This window comes from Deinococcus sp. Arct2-2 (assembly GCF_004801315.1).
GTDB lineage: Bacteria > Deinococcota > Deinococci > Deinococcales > Deinococcaceae > Deinococcus.
In genome coordinates this window covers 23,272-40,338 of record NZ_SSNW01000027.1, presented here as the reverse complement: position 1 = coordinate 40,338, position 17,067 = coordinate 23,272, and the positions used below count along the sequence as shown (strand labels likewise).

Annotated in this window: 15 protein-coding genes; 9 read left to right on the top strand and 6 right to left on the bottom strand. The window is 61.7% G+C overall.

Going from position 1 to position 17,067, the window contains the following annotated elements:
• The first annotated feature begins 117 nt into the window (after window positions 1-117).
• The 3 genes from E7T06_RS12350 (at window position 118) to E7T06_RS12340 (ending at window position 2,335) form a co-directional block, all read left to right on the top strand.
• The gene (locus E7T06_RS12350) at window positions 118-513 is read left to right on the top strand and encodes a multidrug efflux SMR transporter (protein WP_240741033.1); all 396 of its coding nucleotides are present in this window, start codon (window positions 118-120) and stop codon (window positions 511-513) included.
• A complete protein-coding gene (locus E7T06_RS12345; RefSeq protein WP_136366088.1) occupies window positions 510-833 on the top strand; it encodes an SMR family transporter in 324 nt (107 codons plus the stop codon). The genes E7T06_RS12350 and E7T06_RS12345 overlap by 4 nt, the downstream gene beginning before the upstream one ends.
• Before the next feature lie 305 nt (window positions 834-1,138).
• Window positions 1,139-2,335, top strand: coding sequence for an ABC transporter substrate-binding protein (locus E7T06_RS12340; RefSeq protein WP_136366087.1), 1,197 nt, complete (start codon window positions 1,139-1,141; stop codon window positions 2,333-2,335).
• Between the two features lie 46 nt (window positions 2,336-2,381).
• Here the strand turns inward: E7T06_RS12340 and zapE are convergent, their stop codons facing one another.
• Together zapE and E7T06_RS12330 are read right to left on the bottom strand one after the other, a co-directional pair.
• Window positions 2,382-3,386 (bottom strand): cell division protein ZapE, encoded by a 1,005-nt coding sequence (gene zapE, locus E7T06_RS12335; RefSeq protein WP_136366086.1) that lies wholly within the window; start codon window positions 3,384-3,386, stop codon window positions 2,382-2,384.
• Between the two features lie 171 nt (window positions 3,387-3,557).
• A complete protein-coding gene (locus E7T06_RS12330; protein WP_136366085.1) occupies window positions 3,558-4,256 on the bottom strand; it encodes a S4 domain-containing protein in 699 nt (232 codons plus the stop codon).
• A gap of 85 nt (window positions 4,257-4,341) precedes the next feature.
• Between E7T06_RS12330 and E7T06_RS12325 the strand changes: the two genes are divergently transcribed.
• The 4 genes from E7T06_RS12325 (at window position 4,342) to E7T06_RS12310 (ending at window position 8,142) form a co-directional block, all read left to right on the top strand.
• A complete protein-coding gene (locus E7T06_RS12325; RefSeq protein ID WP_240741032.1) occupies window positions 4,342-4,812 on the top strand; it encodes a DUF3197 domain-containing protein in 471 nt (156 codons plus the stop codon).
• 431 nt (window positions 4,813-5,243) lie between these two features.
• Entirely contained in the window at window positions 5,244-6,734 is a 1,491-nt protein-coding gene (locus E7T06_RS12320; protein ID WP_136366083.1) for a sensor domain-containing diguanylate cyclase, read from the top strand.
• A gap of 566 nt (window positions 6,735-7,300) precedes the next feature.
• On the top strand, window positions 7,301-7,756 hold the full coding sequence (locus tag E7T06_RS12315; RefSeq protein WP_168733512.1) for a VOC family protein: 456 nt from the start codon (window positions 7,301-7,303) through the stop codon (window positions 7,754-7,756).
• Window positions 7,753-8,142: a VanZ family protein gene (locus E7T06_RS12310; protein WP_136366082.1), complete on the top strand. Its 390-nt coding sequence runs from the start codon at window positions 7,753-7,755 to the stop codon at window positions 8,140-8,142. The genes E7T06_RS12315 and E7T06_RS12310 overlap by 4 nt, the downstream gene beginning before the upstream one ends.
• 29 nt (window positions 8,143-8,171) lie before the next feature.
• Here the strand turns inward: E7T06_RS12310 and uvsE are convergent, their stop codons facing one another.
• The 4 genes from uvsE to E7T06_RS21250 form a co-directional block, all read right to left on the bottom strand.
• A complete protein-coding gene (gene uvsE / locus E7T06_RS12305; RefSeq protein ID WP_136366081.1) occupies window positions 8,172-9,230 on the bottom strand; it encodes a UV DNA damage repair endonuclease UvsE in 1,059 nt (352 codons plus the stop codon).
• The gene (locus E7T06_RS12300) at window positions 9,227-9,394 is read right to left on the bottom strand and encodes a DUF2256 domain-containing protein (RefSeq protein ID WP_136366104.1); all 168 of its coding nucleotides are present in this window, start codon (window positions 9,392-9,394) and stop codon (window positions 9,227-9,229) included. Before E7T06_RS12300 ends, uvsE begins: the two co-directional genes overlap by 4 nt.
• A 356-nt stretch (window positions 9,395-9,750) precedes the next feature.
• Window positions 9,751-10,845 (bottom strand): 3-deoxy-7-phosphoheptulonate synthase, encoded by a 1,095-nt coding sequence (locus tag E7T06_RS12295; RefSeq protein WP_136366080.1) that lies wholly within the window; start codon window positions 10,843-10,845, stop codon window positions 9,751-9,753.
• Window positions 10,846-10,946: 101 nt separating this feature from the next.
• Window positions 10,947-11,087, bottom strand: a complete 141-nt coding sequence (locus tag E7T06_RS21250; RefSeq protein ID WP_168733511.1) for a hypothetical protein — start codon at window positions 11,085-11,087, stop codon at window positions 10,947-10,949.
• A gap of 82 nt (window positions 11,088-11,169) precedes the next feature.
• Between E7T06_RS21250 and E7T06_RS12290 the strand changes: the two genes are divergently transcribed.
• Together E7T06_RS12290 and E7T06_RS12285 are read left to right on the top strand one after the other, a co-directional pair.
• Window positions 11,170-11,907, top strand: coding sequence for a hypothetical protein (locus E7T06_RS12290; protein WP_136366079.1), 738 nt, complete (start codon window positions 11,170-11,172; stop codon window positions 11,905-11,907).
• Between the two features lie 537 nt (window positions 11,908-12,444).
• Window positions 12,445-16,950: a DUF11 domain-containing protein gene (locus E7T06_RS12285; protein ID WP_168733510.1), complete on the top strand. Its 4,506-nt coding sequence runs from the start codon at window positions 12,445-12,447 to the stop codon at window positions 16,948-16,950.
• The last annotated feature ends 117 nt before the right edge of the window (window positions 16,951-17,067 follow it).

The window sequence follows — 17,067 nt, the reverse complement described above, 5'->3', positions numbered from 1 at the left end:
CTGCCGTCAAGCCTGGCGAACCTGATTCTGGCAGCTCTATCTAAAAACTATTGATTTGTTGTGCAAGTCGCCCAGAATCCCATCAACCGAGGATTCGGGCAAAGGATTGGTGTAGTTATGCGGTCTTGGATCGCGCTCTTTACGGCCATCACATTTGAAGTGACGGGCACATTGTCTTTAAAGCTGTTCTCTATGCATACGCCGGGGCTGGAACTCATCATCACTTACGCGTTCCTCGCCGCGTCCTACGTGCTGCTCTCCAAAGCCTTCCGGCAGATTCCGGTGGCGGTGGCGTTTGCCGTGTGGGAAGCGGTGGGGTTGGTGCTGATCAGCGGGCTGGGCGTGCTGCTGCTGGGCGAACACCTGACGCCGACGCATCTGCTGGCGCTGGTGGGCCTGCTGCTGGGCGCAACCTTGCTGCACCGGGGAACGGTTGGGCATGGGGCTGTCCCTGCCCACACTCCCCGCCTGACTCCTCTGACTGGGCCTGCGTTGTCCGGAGAGGGCGCATGACCCCCTTTGCTCTGCTGCTGATCGTGGGCGCGGTAGCACTGGACGTGGCGGCTAACGTGCTGCTCAAGCGTTCCGATGGATTCCGGCACAAGGGGCTGGGCATAGCGGCGGTGGCGTTGGTGCTGCTGGCCTTTACGCTGCTGGGCGTGGCGGTGCGCGAAGTGCCTGTGGCGGTGGCCTATGCCGCGTGGGGCGGGCTAGGCATCGTGACCACCGCCCTGCTGAGCCGCCGCCTAGACGGCACACGCCTGACGCCGACGGCTTGGGCGGGCTTGGCCCTGATTCTGGGCAGTGTGGCGTTGCTGCATTCGCACGGGTGAGGGCGGGGAACGTCTGAGGTTGTAAGGGGGTGGGGCGGGTTCATCGCGGAATTGCCCCCTCACCCCGCTGCCTTGCAGCGCCCCTCTCCCACCAGTGGAGAGGGCAAACGGCAAAACCAAAGGCTTTGTGTTACTCCCTCACCCTTGAGGGGGGAGGGCTGGGGAGGGGGTGAGTGAGCGCCAGCGATTGCCCTGCCTCAGACCCTTGACCCTTAGACCCAGCCACATCAGACACAGCTTCTACCCCCCCACTCTGAACGCCCTGCCATCAACCCCCCGTCACATTGCCCCGCTAGACTCGGTTCATGCTGCGTTTTGCCCTGCCCCTGTCCCTGCTCCTTGCCGCTTCTGCCCACGCTGCGCCCGTTCGGGTGGAATTTTGGCACGCGATGGACGGCGTGCAGGCCAAAGTCGGTGACTATGCCCGCGAATTCAACCGCTCTCAAACGGAATATGAGGTGGTGCCGACATCGTTGGGCAACTACCGTGAGTTGCTGCCGCGCCTGCAAACGGCCCTGAAAACGGGCAAAGCCCCGGCGCTGGTGCAACTGGAATACACCCAGTTTTCGCGCATGGCCGCCGATGGGCAACTGGCCGACCTGACCAAGCCCGTAGATGCCCTGCCCGACGCGCTGACCCGTGACTTTGCCCCAGCCGTCTGGAAGGCAGGAGAAACAGGCGGGCGGCGCTTGGGCCTGCCGTGGAACGTGAGCGTGCCTGTGCTGATGTACAACGCGGGCGCACTGAACCGCGCCAAAATCACGGCCCCCGATACGTGGACGCAACTGGAAAGCGCGAGCCGCAAACTGGCAGGCGGCAGCAAGCGCCCGCTAGTCGTCGCTGCCGACGCTTGGACATTCGAGGCCAATGTGCTGGCACGCGGTGGCAGCCTCAGCAGCGGCACGCAGCCCACGCTGAACGGCCCCGACGCCGTAGAAGCCCTGACCCAACTGGCCCGCATGAGCACCACTGGACTGGCCCAGCCCCGCACCCTCAGCGAAGCTACCCGCGCCGCCTTCGACTTTGCACGCGGCCAAAATACCTTCGTGCTGGCCAGCGTCGCCAACTGGACGGACGCCAAGAAACTGCCCTTTTTCAACCTCGGCATCGCGCCCTTTCCGTGCGAGAAGATAGGCAACTGCACCGTACCGCTGGGTGGCGCGAACTTGGCGGTTCCGCGTGGCACGCCTGCCACCGAGCAGGCCGGAGCCTTGGCCTTCTGGGCTTACCTGATGGAAGCACCCCGTTTGGCCGATTGGGTCAAGACCACCGCCTACGCCCCGCCCCGCCGCGCTGTGACCCCACTCTTGGCCGACTGGTACGCCAAAAACCCCCAACTGCGGGCCGCCCACGAACAACTGGCCCGCGCCGTGCCGCGCCTGAATACGCCGGATGCAGGCCAGTGGGCCAGCTACCTAGAAGACGCGCTGACCAAGGCCACGACGGGCAAAATGACGGCGAAAGCGGCGCTGGACGAGGCTCAGGCAAAAGCGCTGAAGTGAGTTGATCGTGGAGCGTGGATCGTGGTCAAAGATTTTTCCACGATCCCTACCCTGCCCGCGCTTCCCGCAGCAACTCACTCACCCGGCTCAGGCATCGGCTGTACTTTTTGGCATACGCGCCGTGCCGGTAATCGTCGTTGAACAGGGCATTCAGGGGCACTCCGGTCAGGGCAGCGGGCAGGCCCAAGTCGTACAGCTTGTCTATGAAATGCACGAAGCGCAGGGCCACATTCTGATCGGACATGGGGGCCAAATCGTGTAGGCCCACCGCGCCCACGCCCGCCAGCATTTTGGCAAAACGGCTGGGATGCACCTCCAGCAAATGGCGGTTCAGATCGCGGTGAGATGTGAGTGCCAGTGTCGCTGGGTCTTGCTTGGCCTGCCACACGGCCCATTCTGCGGGCGACAGCGGGCCTTCGGCAGCCGTACCGCGTTGACGGTAATCGGGGCCGTCTACCCGGTGGGTTTCGAAGCGGCTGGCGATGCCCTGAATCTGGCGCTGAAAATCGGACGCATTGAAGCGGCCCTGACCGAGTGCGCCGGGTTCGGTGTTGCTGGTGGCGACGACGCTGGTTCCGGCAGGCATCAGTTGGCCCAAAAAAGTATTCGCCATGTGGGTATTGCCGGGATCGTCCAGTTCAAATTCGTCGATCAGGAGTAGTTGGTGGCCCCGGAACGCTTCCACCGCCCGCACCATGCCCAAAGACCCGATGATGTACATCAAATCCTGAAAACTCATCAAGGCGCGGACGCCGTGTGCCGCGTGATAAGTGCTGGCGAGCAGGTGCGTTTTGCCTACGCCGAAGCCGCCGTCCAAATACAGCCCCCGGCCTTCTGGGGTGGCCCGCCGAAACAGCCGGAAACCGCCGGGCCGTACCTGCGCCCCCTGAAGAAACGCCTGCAAACTGGCCCGCGCCCCCTCCTGACTGGAAAAATCGGGATTGGGCCGGTAATTCTCGAAGCGCACGCCCTGAAAGCGGGCACTGGGCGTCAGACCCGCCGTCAATTCTTCGGGCGAGAGGCTGGGGTTGCGGGCCAGCAGATCGATCATGGGAGCGGCGGTAAGACACCGCGCTTGGTGAGGGGTGAGTGATCAGTGGTGAGTGGGAAAGGCGTGGTGGCCGAAGCATCCCAACGCCCCGCAAGCATGGAGGCTGTGGACTGAATCAGGCTCAGACCAGACAATCTTTTTCCACGATCCACCCTCCACACTCCGCTCTGCTCACCGATGGACATCCAACTCCACCTTGTAATTCCCGCGCCGCGTTTCGTTCACCACGCGCTTGAAGTCGATGCGGCCTAAGCCCTCGGCGCTCAGGCTGTCTCCTTCGCGGATATCGCTGCTGGAGCGGGCGGGCTGACCGTTCAGGCGCACTTTGCCGCCCTCTATGCCCTGCTGAAAATAGGCGCGGCTGACGCCGAAGCCTTTGGCTCCCACCACGTCTACGCGCATAGACGGCACCACTACTTCACGCACGCGGCTGCTTTTGCCCGCGCTTTCACCCACGTCTTCTACCTCTAGGCCGCGCCCGCCCAGTTCAGTCAGGGCGGCCAACGCTTGTGCGGCTTTGCCCGTAGCGGCAATCAAGAACGCGCCCCGGTCTTCACGCACATCCCCGATCTGCTCCTCTTTCAGGTCAAGTTTCCGCAGTTGCACGGTCAGGTCTTGTACGTCCCACACGGGCGCGGCTTCTTCGGGCATCACGCGCAGCACGGTTACGCCGCTATCGACTTCTGGAATATGGGCCGGATAAATCGTAAGAATCACGCGCCGGGCATCGGGAAAACCGCCCGCGATCTTGTGGCGTATCTCGTCGTCCTGCAACAATCGGCGGTCTATTTCGTCGCCGTCTACAAATGGCGTGCGAACCACGCGCCCGCCCCGCGCCTGCGCGACCAATGTGACCAGTTTCTGCTTCATGAGGGCAAGATAGCGCCCCGCCGTGCCCGCCGCCCAGAAGAACACGGCATAGGCATGCTGGCCGATACGCCGCTACACTGCATCCATGCTGCCCACCCACCGTTCACCCATAGACCTGCAAGTCTCTGATCCGCTGGGCGTGGCGGGAGCGCCGCAGGAAACGTGGGGCGCGGTGCAAGCTCACCTTGCCGACTCGGCGCGGGCGGGTGGCCGCCTGATTCTGGTCACAGACCGCCAAGGAGACCGCTTGAATGCGGCGTATGCGGCGCTGTTGGTGCAGGGCAAAGAGGCCGTCATCGCCGCCCCCGCTTTTGGCCCGCGCTATGGCCGCCCCGGCGCAGAAGCGTTGGCCGAACTGGTGAAGTGGGCACAGGAACGCGACTGGCCCGTGCGCGAAACGGTGCTGAATCCTTCGGACTTTGTGCGTGTGCTGGCCGAACCGGACGCCGAAGAAGTGGGCCGCCTGATTGCCGCGAGTACCCCCAGCGATCCCGGCATCTACACCACGCTGCCTAAGCTGAAAAACCTAGATGACGACGGCTGGGACGAAGTTTAGATCAGGCGCAGTTTAGATCAGAGAAACTTTAGATCAGAAAAAGTTTAGATCAGACTGACCTTATTGATTTTTGCTTGGGTTGACAACATCTGGGGAACATGGAGTTGGAAGGTGAACCCCCCGTTGCTGGCGCGGGCGAACCCCCTTAAAGGGGAGGACAACAGCTGCTTCGCTCCCCTTCAAGGGGGGCTGGCTGCCAAGCAGACTGGGGGGTTCACCCGGAATCATCGACGGTCAATGCTTGCCACGTTTGGGCGCTGCTCAGGCGGACAGGAATCAATAGTTCAAAAACCAAATCTACAAATTCTGACTGGAATAAAGTCTTCCCCCGCTTCCACAGACCACCCATCTATCTATCCACCTAGCTCTTTATCAACCAAATTTCTGTGCCCCGTCAGAAGATCGTTGGAGTGGTTCGCTACACTGCTGGGGTGTCTAATCCCAAATCCGCTTCAGAATCTGAACGACTGAAGGCGCTTGCCCGCCAGCAGATTTTGGACACGCCTCCAGAAGCGGGCTTTGACCGGATTACGGCCCTGATTGCGCGGATTTTGGATGTGCCTTACGCGGCGATCAACTTTATGGACGGCACGCGGCAGTGGTCTAAATCGTGTCACGGGATGCCGCCGGGCAGTATTCCGCGTGGCTTTGCGCCGTGCGATTGGGTAGTGGAGGGCGGTGAAGCCCTGATTATCGGCGATATGGCCCAAGACGCCCGGTTTTCTGACACGATGGCCGCCCCGCCCCCCAACGGCCCCGGCCTGCACACCTACGCGGGCGTCCCGCTGAAAACCGAAGATGGCCTGAGCCTCGGCACGCTGTGTGTACTGGATCATCAGGTGCGCGAATTTGGGCAAAAGGAACTGGACGTGATGGCGGCGTTGGCCGAAGTGGTGATGGATGAACTCGCGCTGCGTTCCAGCACCCGTGACCTCACGCTGGCCCGCGATCACGCATCTACCCTGCACGACCTTGCCCAATTGATGCAGCGGCCCCTGACCCCCGAAGACACCGCCCGCCAAGCCATGCTGATCCTGAAAGACTGGCTGGCCTTCGACTGGTTTGCGCTGATGTGCGTGACGCCCAGCGGAAGCACCATTTTGCACGAGCTGACCAGCAGCCGGGGCCAAGAACGGCTGGAACTTTTGCACCGCCGCATCGTGAATCTGCCGCCGCAGGCCCGCGAACGAATGCTGGCGCAGCCCAGCCGCTTCATAGACGATTATCCGGCCTACGAACACGCCTCGGAAGACCTGATCCGGGCGGGCGTGCAGCAGGCGGCGTGGCTGCACTTGTTCCATGCATCTAACCAACAGTCCTTTGTGCTGGCGCTGGTACGCTGCGGAGAACGCGGCGCGTGGACACCCGAAGAACGAACCCTGCTGGAAGCCGCCGCACACACCGTTCATGTGGTGCTGGAGCGCACTGGGCACATGCAAACGCTGGAGCGGGCCGCCCTGACCGACTCGCTGACCGGGTTGGGCAACCGCCGCGCACTGGATATGGCGCTGGATGAAGCCACCCAATCGGGGGAGCCGTACACAGTGGCAATCATTGATCTGGACGGCATGAAACGGGTCAACGATACCCTCGGCCACGCCAGCGGCGACATGCTGCTGCGCGAATTTGCCCACTCCTTGCACTCGCCCGCTGTGAGTGCCTACCGTTTGGGCGGCGACGAATACGCCCTGCTGCACCTGCAAGGCGCAGAAACCGGAGCCGAGTTGCTGCTGGAGGTGGTGGCGCGGGCCTCGGCGCATGTGCGCGACGCGGGCTATCCGGCCAGTGCCAGCACCGGGGTTGCGGGCGTGCCACACGACGCCCCAGACGCCACATCTGCCCTCAGAACCGCCGATCAGCGCATGTACGCTCAAAAGCGGGAACGGAAAGCAATCCGCGAAGTGTCGCCCGTTCATTCTTGAAGCGTCGGTTTTCCGAGAGTAGTACAGCGTTTCAACAGTCTTGAAAGTCGAACTTGCTCGGTGGCCCCCTCACGCGTTGCTCTCGCAACGCCCTCTCCCACAAGGGGCGAGGGGGGATTCAAACGAGTTGCGAACATGTGTTGTTGCCCTCTCCACTCGTAGGACTCGCAGAGCTGCGAAGCACAGAGGGGCGCTTGGGTTGCAGCGGGGCGAAGGGGCAGTTCAGCGGCCTTCCCGCCCAAGGCAAGGTATTTATTTTAATTTCGCATCAGCAATGGTTCGGACAGTTTCCAACTTTTGCTGATCCTTGTCCAAGAACACGGTGTCTTTAGCTCCTCTCCCCTTGCGGGGGAGGTTGGGAGGGGGGAACGGGCAGGGCGTCCCAGACGGCCTCTTTCTCTGGCCTATTTTTCAATGCCTAAAATTGTCCACACCATTGATCAGGGGAATTGACCCAAATTTTCGGCGCTCAACGCTTCCCAAGCTTGGCAATCGTCAACTGGTGCCAAAGTGCAAATGAATGGACAACCGCCCTCGCCTCGGCCGCTGCTCTAGTCTGCGGGCCTATGGACGCTCCGCACCCACCTCATTCTCTAATTCCCGCTGACCTGACGCTGGATCACGTTGCCATTGCCACACCTGACCTAGACGAAGGCAGCCTGCCTTACCTTGCGCTGGGCCTCGTGCCAGAAGGGCCGGATGAGGAAGTCGGGTCTCAGGGGGTGCGGGTGCGGGCGTTCGTGGCGGGCCACACGCTGATAGAACTGTTGGCTCCCACCCGCGAAGACAGTCCTATTGCCGCCTTCCTTGCGCGGCGCGGGCCGGGACTGCACCACACCGCCTACCGCGTGGCCGACTTGGACGCAGAAATGCAGCGGTTGCGGGGCTTAGGCGCACGCTTTTTGCAAGACGCGCCGACGCCGGGGCGGGCAGGCACGCGGGTGGCGTTCCTTCACCCTAAGTGGGGGGCGGGCACGCTGATAGAACTGGTAGAGCATCCGTTACACCCCGCAAGCCGATGACCGCCACTCCTCACCCAGCGCGGCGCGGCCTGTGGTGGGCCGCTTCCCTCATCATCATGGCCGTGATTTGGGTGCTGAGCGCCGGAAGCGATACGCCGGGGCCGCCGCTGCATCATCCGCTGGACTGGATCGTTCATTTTCTGGCGTATTTGGCGCTGGCTTTTGCCTTGGGCCGCGCAACCGGGCGCTGGCAAGTGGCGTGGGTTATCGCCGTCTGGTTCGGGGCAACAGATGAAGTCCATCAGTCGTTCGTGCCGGGCCGCGAAGCCGGAATTTTCGATTGGGTTTTTGATGCGGCGGGCGCGTGGGTGGGGTCACGCTTGGGGGCCAGAAGAAGGGCCAAGAGAGGGGAAGACTTGCCGAGTCAACTGGAAAAGTCGCCCTGACAGGCCAGAAACTCCATCCACCGCCCTCACTAACTTACAGGCTCCAACACCGCATTCTCTGAAGTCGTCGCCCCCTTCTTGATCCGTTTCTTGACTGGCTTTTTGGGAGCGCTAGCCTGTGCCACAGCTTCGACAGACAGGTCTTCCGCTTCGGCTGGCACGGCAACGGGCTGAAACACGCTCGCCAACTCCGCCAACTCTCCCCGCATCAGCGCGGCCACTGCTTCTTCTTTGCCTTTGGCTTCCACTTCTATCCACGGCACATCCGAATACGCGCTGGGCAGATGCGAAATCAGATGGCTGTGGCGGCGATCTTGCGGGCCGTCTATGCCGTTGCTGAGGTGAACCACTTGCCACTCCGGGGGCGTCCACGTATCGCGGGCGGCCAATGTCCACTGGCGCACGCTGGGGTCATTAAGGTCAGGCAACTTATCGTGAACGACGTGGTGGTGGGCATCGAAGACCAAGGGCACACCCGCCGCCTGACAGACGGGCCACAAATCGGCCACCCCGTAAGCGTGTTCGTCGTTTTCTAAGGCCAGCCGCAGCCGCACGCCATCGGGCAAATCGGGAATCAGGGCGGCCAACTCTGCGCCGCGCCCGCCTTTGCCGCCGTGCAGCAGCAGCAAATTCCATGTACTGCGGGCCAGTCCCATTCTGTCCATCACGCCCGCGTGGGCCTCTATGGCCCGCAAACTCGATACCCGTACTTCGGGGCGGTCACTGTTCAGCACGATAAATTGCTCAGGGTGCATCAGCACACGGATTCCAGCATCCTCAAAGGCGTGGCCCACGTCCAGCAGTTGCGGTTTCAGGTGATCCAGCACCGCCGCGCCCGTGTCGTCGCCCACCAGATCGGACATGGGAAACAGGCTGGAACTGAGGCGGTACAGCCGGATGCCCCGCGCCGCGCAAAAAGCCGCCGCCGCCCGCACCCGCGTAATGTTGTCGGCGTACAGGTTCAGCAGCGTCTCCCCGCGTTCCTCCGGCTTCAGCATCCGGTAGCGCGTGAGCGTAATGGTGCGGAAGCGCACTTCCGGCCCGATGGTCATGCACACGAGGCCATATGCCGGAGTGGGCAGGCTCATGCGTTGGCCCCCGCGCCTGCACCTTTTGCGGACATACGGCATCTATCCGAGCAGTATTTCACGCCTTCCCAGTCGCGCTCCCACTTTTTGCGCCAACTGAAGGGCAGCCCGCAGGCCACGCAGATTTTAGAAGGCCGTTCGCTGGGTTTGCGGCCCCCACCCATTGTCTTTTCTGCTGCTTTTTCTCCGTTCGTGCGCCTTGCCATACGTCAATATGACGGCTGGCGCGGCGCGGGAAGGTGGGGTTGCTGCCCGAATGAAGGAAGTGGGTAGGTTTTGGGCGTTGGGTTGGCGTGTAAACTCCCCCGTTGCTCCGCAACGCCCCCCCTTAAAGGTGGGGACAAGGGCTGTTGCGCTCCCCTTTAAGGGGGGCTGGCTGCGAAGCAGACTGGGGGGTTGCCTTCCAAACTTGGCGTGTGAACCCCCCCGTTGCTGACGCAACGCCCCCCCTTAAGGGGAGGACAACTACGCTGTTGCGCTCCCCTCTAAGGGGGGCTGGCTGCGAAGCAGACTGGGGGGGTTACACGCGACTCAAATTAAACTTGGCGTGCGCTTCCAGCAACAGCGCTTCGGTTTCTGCCCAGCCGATGCACGCATCTGTCACGCTGACGCCCGCTTTCAGGTCAGACAGATCGGCGGGAAGAGTCTGCTTACCGGGGTTGATGTTGCTTTCGATCATCAGGCCGCGAATGGCGGTTTGTCCGGCGAGGCGCTGCTGCATCACGTCGCGCCACACGAGGCTTTGGCGGGTATGATCCGAGCCGCTGTTGGCATGAGAGCAGTCCACCATCACGGCGGGTTCCAGTTTGGCCGCCCGCATCAAGTCGGCGGCTTCCTTCACGAATTGCGGCGCGTAATTAGGGCCGCCGCGCCCGCCGCGCAAGATGACGTGGCCGTCGGGGTTGCCCCGCGTATGTACGATGCAGGCCTGCCCATCGTCGTCTACGGTAAAAAAAGCGTGCGGATTCTGCGCGGCGACGATGGCATCCACGGCCAATTTCAGGCCGCCGCCTGTGCCGTTCTTGAATCCCATCGGGGCACTGACCGCGCTTGCCATGACCCGGTGCGTCTGGGATTCGGTGGTGCGTGCGCCGAGGCAGGCCCACGCCACCGCATCGAAGAGGTACTGCGGCGCAAAGGGGTCGAGCAGTTCGGTGGCGACGGGCAGGCCCAATTCCGAGACGCGAATCATCAGATCGCGGGTCAGGTGCAGCCCCTTGTTGATGTCGTTCGCGCCCGTCATATCGGGATCCATCAGGTAACCGCGCCACCCCACCGTCGTCCGGGGCTTATCGACGTACACGCGCATCTGTACTTCTAGACGGTCTTTCACGCGCTCACGCAGGGCGGCCAATCTATGAGCGTAAGCCAGCGCTTCATCAAAATCGTGGATGGAACAGGGGCCGACCACCACCAGCAAGCGGTCATCCCGGCCATGCAAAATGTCTTGCGAAGCGCGGCGGCCTGCCAGCACCACGCGCTCGGCGGCGGCACTCAGGGGCAGCGCGGCCTTCAGCGCACGCGGCGTCAGGAGCGGCGTAAAACCCGTGACGTTCAGGTTTTCGGTGCGGCCTGCTTGAATAATCGGATGTGGCGCTTGATCGGTGGGGGTCATGGATTCTCCTAAACATTGAGGGACAGAAATGATGGGGTAAAAAGAACCGCCCGGAAGCTCTTGGCTTGACCGGGCGGTCTAGGGAAACACTCAACGCAACGCTAGGCCCGGCGACTCCCGAACCAATAAAAAAACGCTGCAAGGTCAAACTTCATGTCGGGAGTGTACGCCGCGCCGTGTGCATGCGGGCCGGGGTGGTCTAGTCGTGCGCTGTTCTGATCGGGCGCAGGCTGGGGCTTCATCTGGCCTATAGATCGGGCCAAACAGGCGACAACTGTCGTTGATGTGGGAACGCAGACAGCCCGCACCCCGTACCCTAAGCTGATGAAGTCTCCACGTTCAGCTCTCTCTTTCCGCTTGATCTGCTCCGGCCTCCTGCTCACGCTGGCCCTCGGTTCTGGCGTGGCCGACGCTGCCCGCCGTTCTGGGGGCGGCTTTGGCGGCAGCAGAAGCAGCAGTGGCAGCACCTACCGCGCCCCTACACCCCAGTACCGTGCGCCTACCCCGCAATACCGCGCACCTACCCCGCAGTACCGTGCGCCGCAAAATACCGCGCCCCAGTACCGCGCCCCAGCCCCCGCGCAGCGCACGCCCGCCCCCACCCAGCGCAGCACTACGGCCACACCCGCACGCACACCCAACACCGCAGCCGTGCCCAACGTCAGCGCCACACAGCTCAACGGTTGGAAGAGCGTCAAGCTTCCGGCAGGCGTGCCCCGCACGGCTATTACGTACAGCACGGCCAAAAACAGCCAATATCAGTACCAATTGCAAAATGGGCGCTACTACCCCTACCCCCAGAGCTATTACCGCAGCCGGGGCATCGGCGCAGACATCTTCAAATACGCCCTGATTTATACGGCAGTCAGCAGCCTCACCAATGCAGGCGCGACAAACGTAGTGGTCAACAACGTGCAACCGGGCGGCGAACTCAGCGGCCTGACCTACGACACGCCCGTGAATATCACGCAACCTGCCGGGCCGAGTATTTGGACTTATGTGTTCGTCGGATTCTTGGCCGCCGCTGCGGGCTGGTTTATGTTCGGGCGGCGCAAGCGCTAAAGCGTTCTCGGTTCAACCGACTCATTCAACTTAGAGGTGTGAAGGCCGCCGGGGGCGCGACTCCCGGCGGCCTTCTGCTGCTCCCATTTCACTGATAGACGCTGACTGGAAAGACATTTGCACCAACATCTGTCAGAGTTTTGCGACAAACCAGACAGACCGAATTGAGCACCAGACAATAGGTGAGCAAAGCCCAACTGTTAGGACAGATAACGAACCGGTCAGTCACAAGAATTGAGCGTGTGAGTAGGCGTGGATGTCCAGTTTTCCCACCGACTGCACTGCCGCCCTTCTGCGTTGCAGGTAAACATTTGACTGACCCGCTGGTCGGTGTCTACACCCCCAATCGGGTGTTATACAGCGTGACAGGCGCGTAAATGAGCGTCATAAGACCGTATGGGCACCAAAATATACTTCGCCTTATTACTTCGTACATATCGGACTCGCTGTTTTGCCCACTATCAAAAGATATTTAGAGATATTCAGCTCCTCGGCCACCAGCTCAATCTTCTCAGTTCTGACTTTCTGGAGTGTACGTTGACCCTCTTCCCTTTGGTGCGCCAGCTCTGCTGTATTCTGGCCTTCTGCGGTCTGATTCTCGCCTCTCCTGCTGCCTGCGCCGAGGGAAGCAAAGAACTCAACGGCGGCGGCGGCAACCGCGTCTTTCTGGAATGGAATCCGGGTGCTTTTTTGGGGGGCAATCTGGCGCGTCGCACCCGGATTTTGGTGTATGCCCAAGTGGGCGAAACCATCAATCTCGGCTCTAGCATCAGCAGCAGCACCGACAGCAAAGACATCGTGTACAGCAGTCCATCGGGGGCGCAAGCTGGAATTTGCGATGTGCTGGCGGGGGGCTACGGCCTGATCAATACCCTAGCCAAAGAGAAGGCGGGGCCGCTCCCCAACGCGGGGGGGTATACCCCGTGCGTCGTCACGGCCACCGAAACGGGTGTGTACGCCATAGAGTTCCACAGTGGCGGCACAGGTGACCCTAGCCCCCAACTGGCTACCGCCGAGATCACCGGGGCCAACCAAGGGGCCAGCGTCGCGGCGTGGGACGTGACGGTTCGGAGCGGTGCGGTCGCCTTTACCGGACGGGTCTTTACTCCCTATTTGTCCGTCAACATGGGCAACACCGGCCAGTCGCTGAGCAGCAACGTGTACGTACAAACGCGGGACGGCTACCAGTACCGGGTAGATTTCAACGGCGTAGACCCCTACGGCTTTATTTTGGTAGCCAACCGCACCGGAATTACCCTGAACGGCAAACCCACCTTTCAGTCGTTGCAGCTTCCCTCTGGCAGCAACGGCGCGGGCATTCCCGCCGGGTACGCCATCGGCAACGAAGATGTTCTCGATCTGAATTCATTTCACAAGATCTACTTCAACCCGCCCAATCCGAGTTTGCCCACCACTGCGGCGGCTCCGGGCGGCAGCATTTGGCTGCATCCCCCAACGGCCCTCCCCGGCGACATCAACACCGTGACGTTTACCGGAGTAGACGGCACACCCGGTCAGTTTGCCCCCGGTATGGGCGGCACGTTTTCCTACAACGCCCTCGGCGCAGGTACGGTGCAGTTTGCGCTTGACCTGAACAACGACGGCATTTACGGCAACGCCAATGACCGGGTGCTGTTCGGAACCGCAGAACTCGGCGCGAATACCCTGATTTGGGACGGCAAAGATGCACAGGGCGTTGCCGCAGCCTCCACCGCCACCATCCGGGTGCGGGCCGAACTCGCGGCGGGCGACGTGCATTTTCCGTATATGGACGCGGAAACCAATACGCCGGGATTGATCATCGAACGCCTGACCTTTCCGGATGCCAACAAATACACCGTGTACTGGGACGATACGTCGCTTGATTCCAGCGTGGCGACGACTTTTCCAAGACTGGGCACACAAGGCACGAGCAGCGTGGGCGGCGCACACCGTTATCCCTCTGGTTACGGCGACAACCGGGTCATCGATACATGGGCGCTGTACCCCTCCGGGCGGCCTCTGTTTCAAGATTTGGCGACCCCCGGCATCGTGGATGTCTCTGTGACCAAAACCCACAGTCCTGCCGTATTGGTGCCGGGGCAACCCGTGACCTACACCATTACGGTCACCAACACCTCCACCCTAGCGCGGGCCAACGGCGTGAAAGTGACCGACACCGTGCCTGCCGCCGTAACAGGCGTAACATGGACGTGTGTGGGTACAGGCGCGGCCATCTGCGCTCCAGCGAGTGGCAGCGGCAACACCATCAATGCCGTTGTAAATTTGCCGCGCAGCACCAGCGCCACCTATACGGTTTCGGGGACGCTCGACAGCACCTATGCCAGCAGTACCCTCAGCAACACGGCCAACGCCACACGCGGCAACGACACCACCGACCCCACCCTCAGCAACAACACCGCCACCGACCTTGCCCCAATAGACGTGGCCGATGTGGGCGTGGTCAAAACAGGCTTTACGGCTGCCGCACCCTTATCGGACGTGACCTATACGCTGGTGTTTACCAACAACGGCCCAGCCAGCGCCACCATTACGCCCAAAGACACCTTCAGCAACTCTACGTTTGTCAGTGCCAGCGACAGCGGCACGGCTGCAGGCGGCGTCGTGACTTGGCCCACCGTGACCCTCACCAACGGGCAAAGCGTGACCCGAACGGTGGTACTGAAGATGCCCAATCCAGCCACAAGTTCCAATTCGCTCAATACAGCTTCGTTTACGAGCAATAAGGCCGATTTGGTAGCCACGAACAACAACAGCGCCGTAACGACGAATGTGCGCCCTGCCAGCGGCGCAGATATGGTGGTGCAAAAAACGGGTACAGCCCTCGTTCGGGGTCAAAACAGTACGTTTACTCTCATCCCCCGCAACATTGGCTTAGCGCCCACCAGCGGCGTCATTACCCTGACAGACCCACTGCAAAACGGCCTGATGTTTGTCAGCGGTGGAGATGCGAATTGGACATGCAGCGCGGCAGGATCGACCGTGACCTGTGTCAGCACCAGCGGCTTCAGCATTCCGGCCCGCACCGACGGCTTACCTCTGACCATTACGGTCTTCACCCCTCTGAATGCCCAAAATTCTATCGACAACACCGCCAGTGTGAAGGACGGCAGCGGTGGTGAGACTGTGACCGCCAACAACAGAGGCAACACCGTCACGTTTCCCGTGAGTAGCCTGACCGACATCCAACTGACCAAAACGCCGACGGGCACGGCCACCCTCGCAGGCACCAACATCGTCTATACCCTCACAGCGTCCAATCTCGGCCCCAGCAACGCCGCCGGAGTGACCATCTCCGATCCGCTGCCCAGCAACGTGAGCTACGTCAGTTCCAGCAACAGCGGCGTGTACGACGCAGCCGCCCGCACCGTGACTTGGACTGTAGGAGCAGTGAATGTGGGAACGCCTGTCAGCCGCACCGTCACCGTTACTCCACCACTTAACGGCAGCGTCGTGAACACGGCCAGCGTAACCACCAGCACGCCTGAAACCAAAACGGGCAACAATAGCGCGACTTCTACCCTCACTGTGACTCCGGTAGCCAACCTAGAAATTCGTAAGGAAGGCGTGGCCAATTACGGCCCGCTTGCCAACCTGACCTATACGCTGCGGGTGGCTAACTTTGGCCCCAGCCGCGCCGAAAACCTGACCGTCACCGACCCTTTGCCCTTAGGCGCAACCTACGTGAGCAACACCGGGGGCGACGTGTACGACGCAGCTACTCGCACCATAACTTGGACGGCGGCGGCCCTAGATGTGACCGGGCCAAACAGCAACCTGACCTACACCGTGACCGTGTTGACGCCCGCGACGGGAACCCTGAGCAACACCGCCAGCGTGAGCAGCATAGGCAACGACCCCACCCCCGGCAACAACACCAGCACAGCGGCCACCACCATCGTTCCTGTGGCCGATGTGCAGGTCAGCAAAACTGGGCCTGCAACAGTGCTGCCGAACGGCGATATCACCTACACCATCAGCGTGCTGAACGCGGGGCCAAGTCCTGCCACTGCTGTGACCGTGACTGACCTGTTGCCCAGCGGAATCACCGTGCAGAACACGGGCGGCGGCACACAAACGGGCAATACCATCGTGTGGACGTTGCCCTTGTTGGCTAGCGGAGCCACCCAGACTTACACAGTGGTGCTGGGTGCGCCCAATACGTCTGGCACCGTAGTCAACGGCTCCAGCGCCAGCAGCCCAGTCTCCGATCCCGACCTCAGCAACAACAACGGCACCAATCCCGAATCGCAGGTGATGACCACCATCAACGTGATTGCCGACGTGCAGATCACCAAAACTGCGCCCCCTATGGTGCGCGGCGGCACGGCCCTGAGCTACACCATCACCGTGACCAATGCTGGCCCAGCCGATGCCAACGGCGCGGCCCTCAAAGACCCGGCCATTCCCGGATTTACCGCTACTGCCATCGCTTGTACGGCCAGCGGCAACGCCACTTGTCCGGTAAGCCTCAGCATGGGCACCTTGCAGGCGGGCACCACCATTCCGGTGTTTCCGGCGCTGGGCAAACTGATCATAACGCTGAGTGGCACGGCGGCCAACGGCGGTCAGATCGTGAATACGGCCACCGCGAAGGCCCCCAGCACACGCACCGATCCTACCCTCGTGAATCTGACCAACACCGCCGTTGCCACCACCGACACCGTGAACCTGACCCTCAGCAAAACCGTGCAGAACATTTCGGCGGGCGGGAGCGTCAGTACCACCAGTTCGGGCAAACCCGGCGAAACGCTGGAATACTGCGTCATCTACACCAATATCGGCAGTGCGCCCCTGCCCAATCTGACTCTCAGCGATCCGCTGCCCCCCAACACCGAGATCTTGCCCAGCGCCGCTTACACTCCGGGCAGCAACATCAAATTCACTCGGACGCCCGCACGGACGCCCACGCCCGATACCCTCAATCCCAGCAACGCGGCAGACACCGACGACGGCACGCTGGATACGGCGCTCAGCTTTAAGGTAGGCACCGCCGCACCCAGCGAAACGGGAACCGCCTGTTTCCGGGTCAAGGTGAAGTAGCTGGGCAGCCCAGAAAACGGGAAGACACCGCACAGATGGATAGACGCAACATTGGTCTGTCCATCTGTTTGGCGACATGTTGGGGCATCACGTTGGAAGGTGAACCCCCCCGTTGCT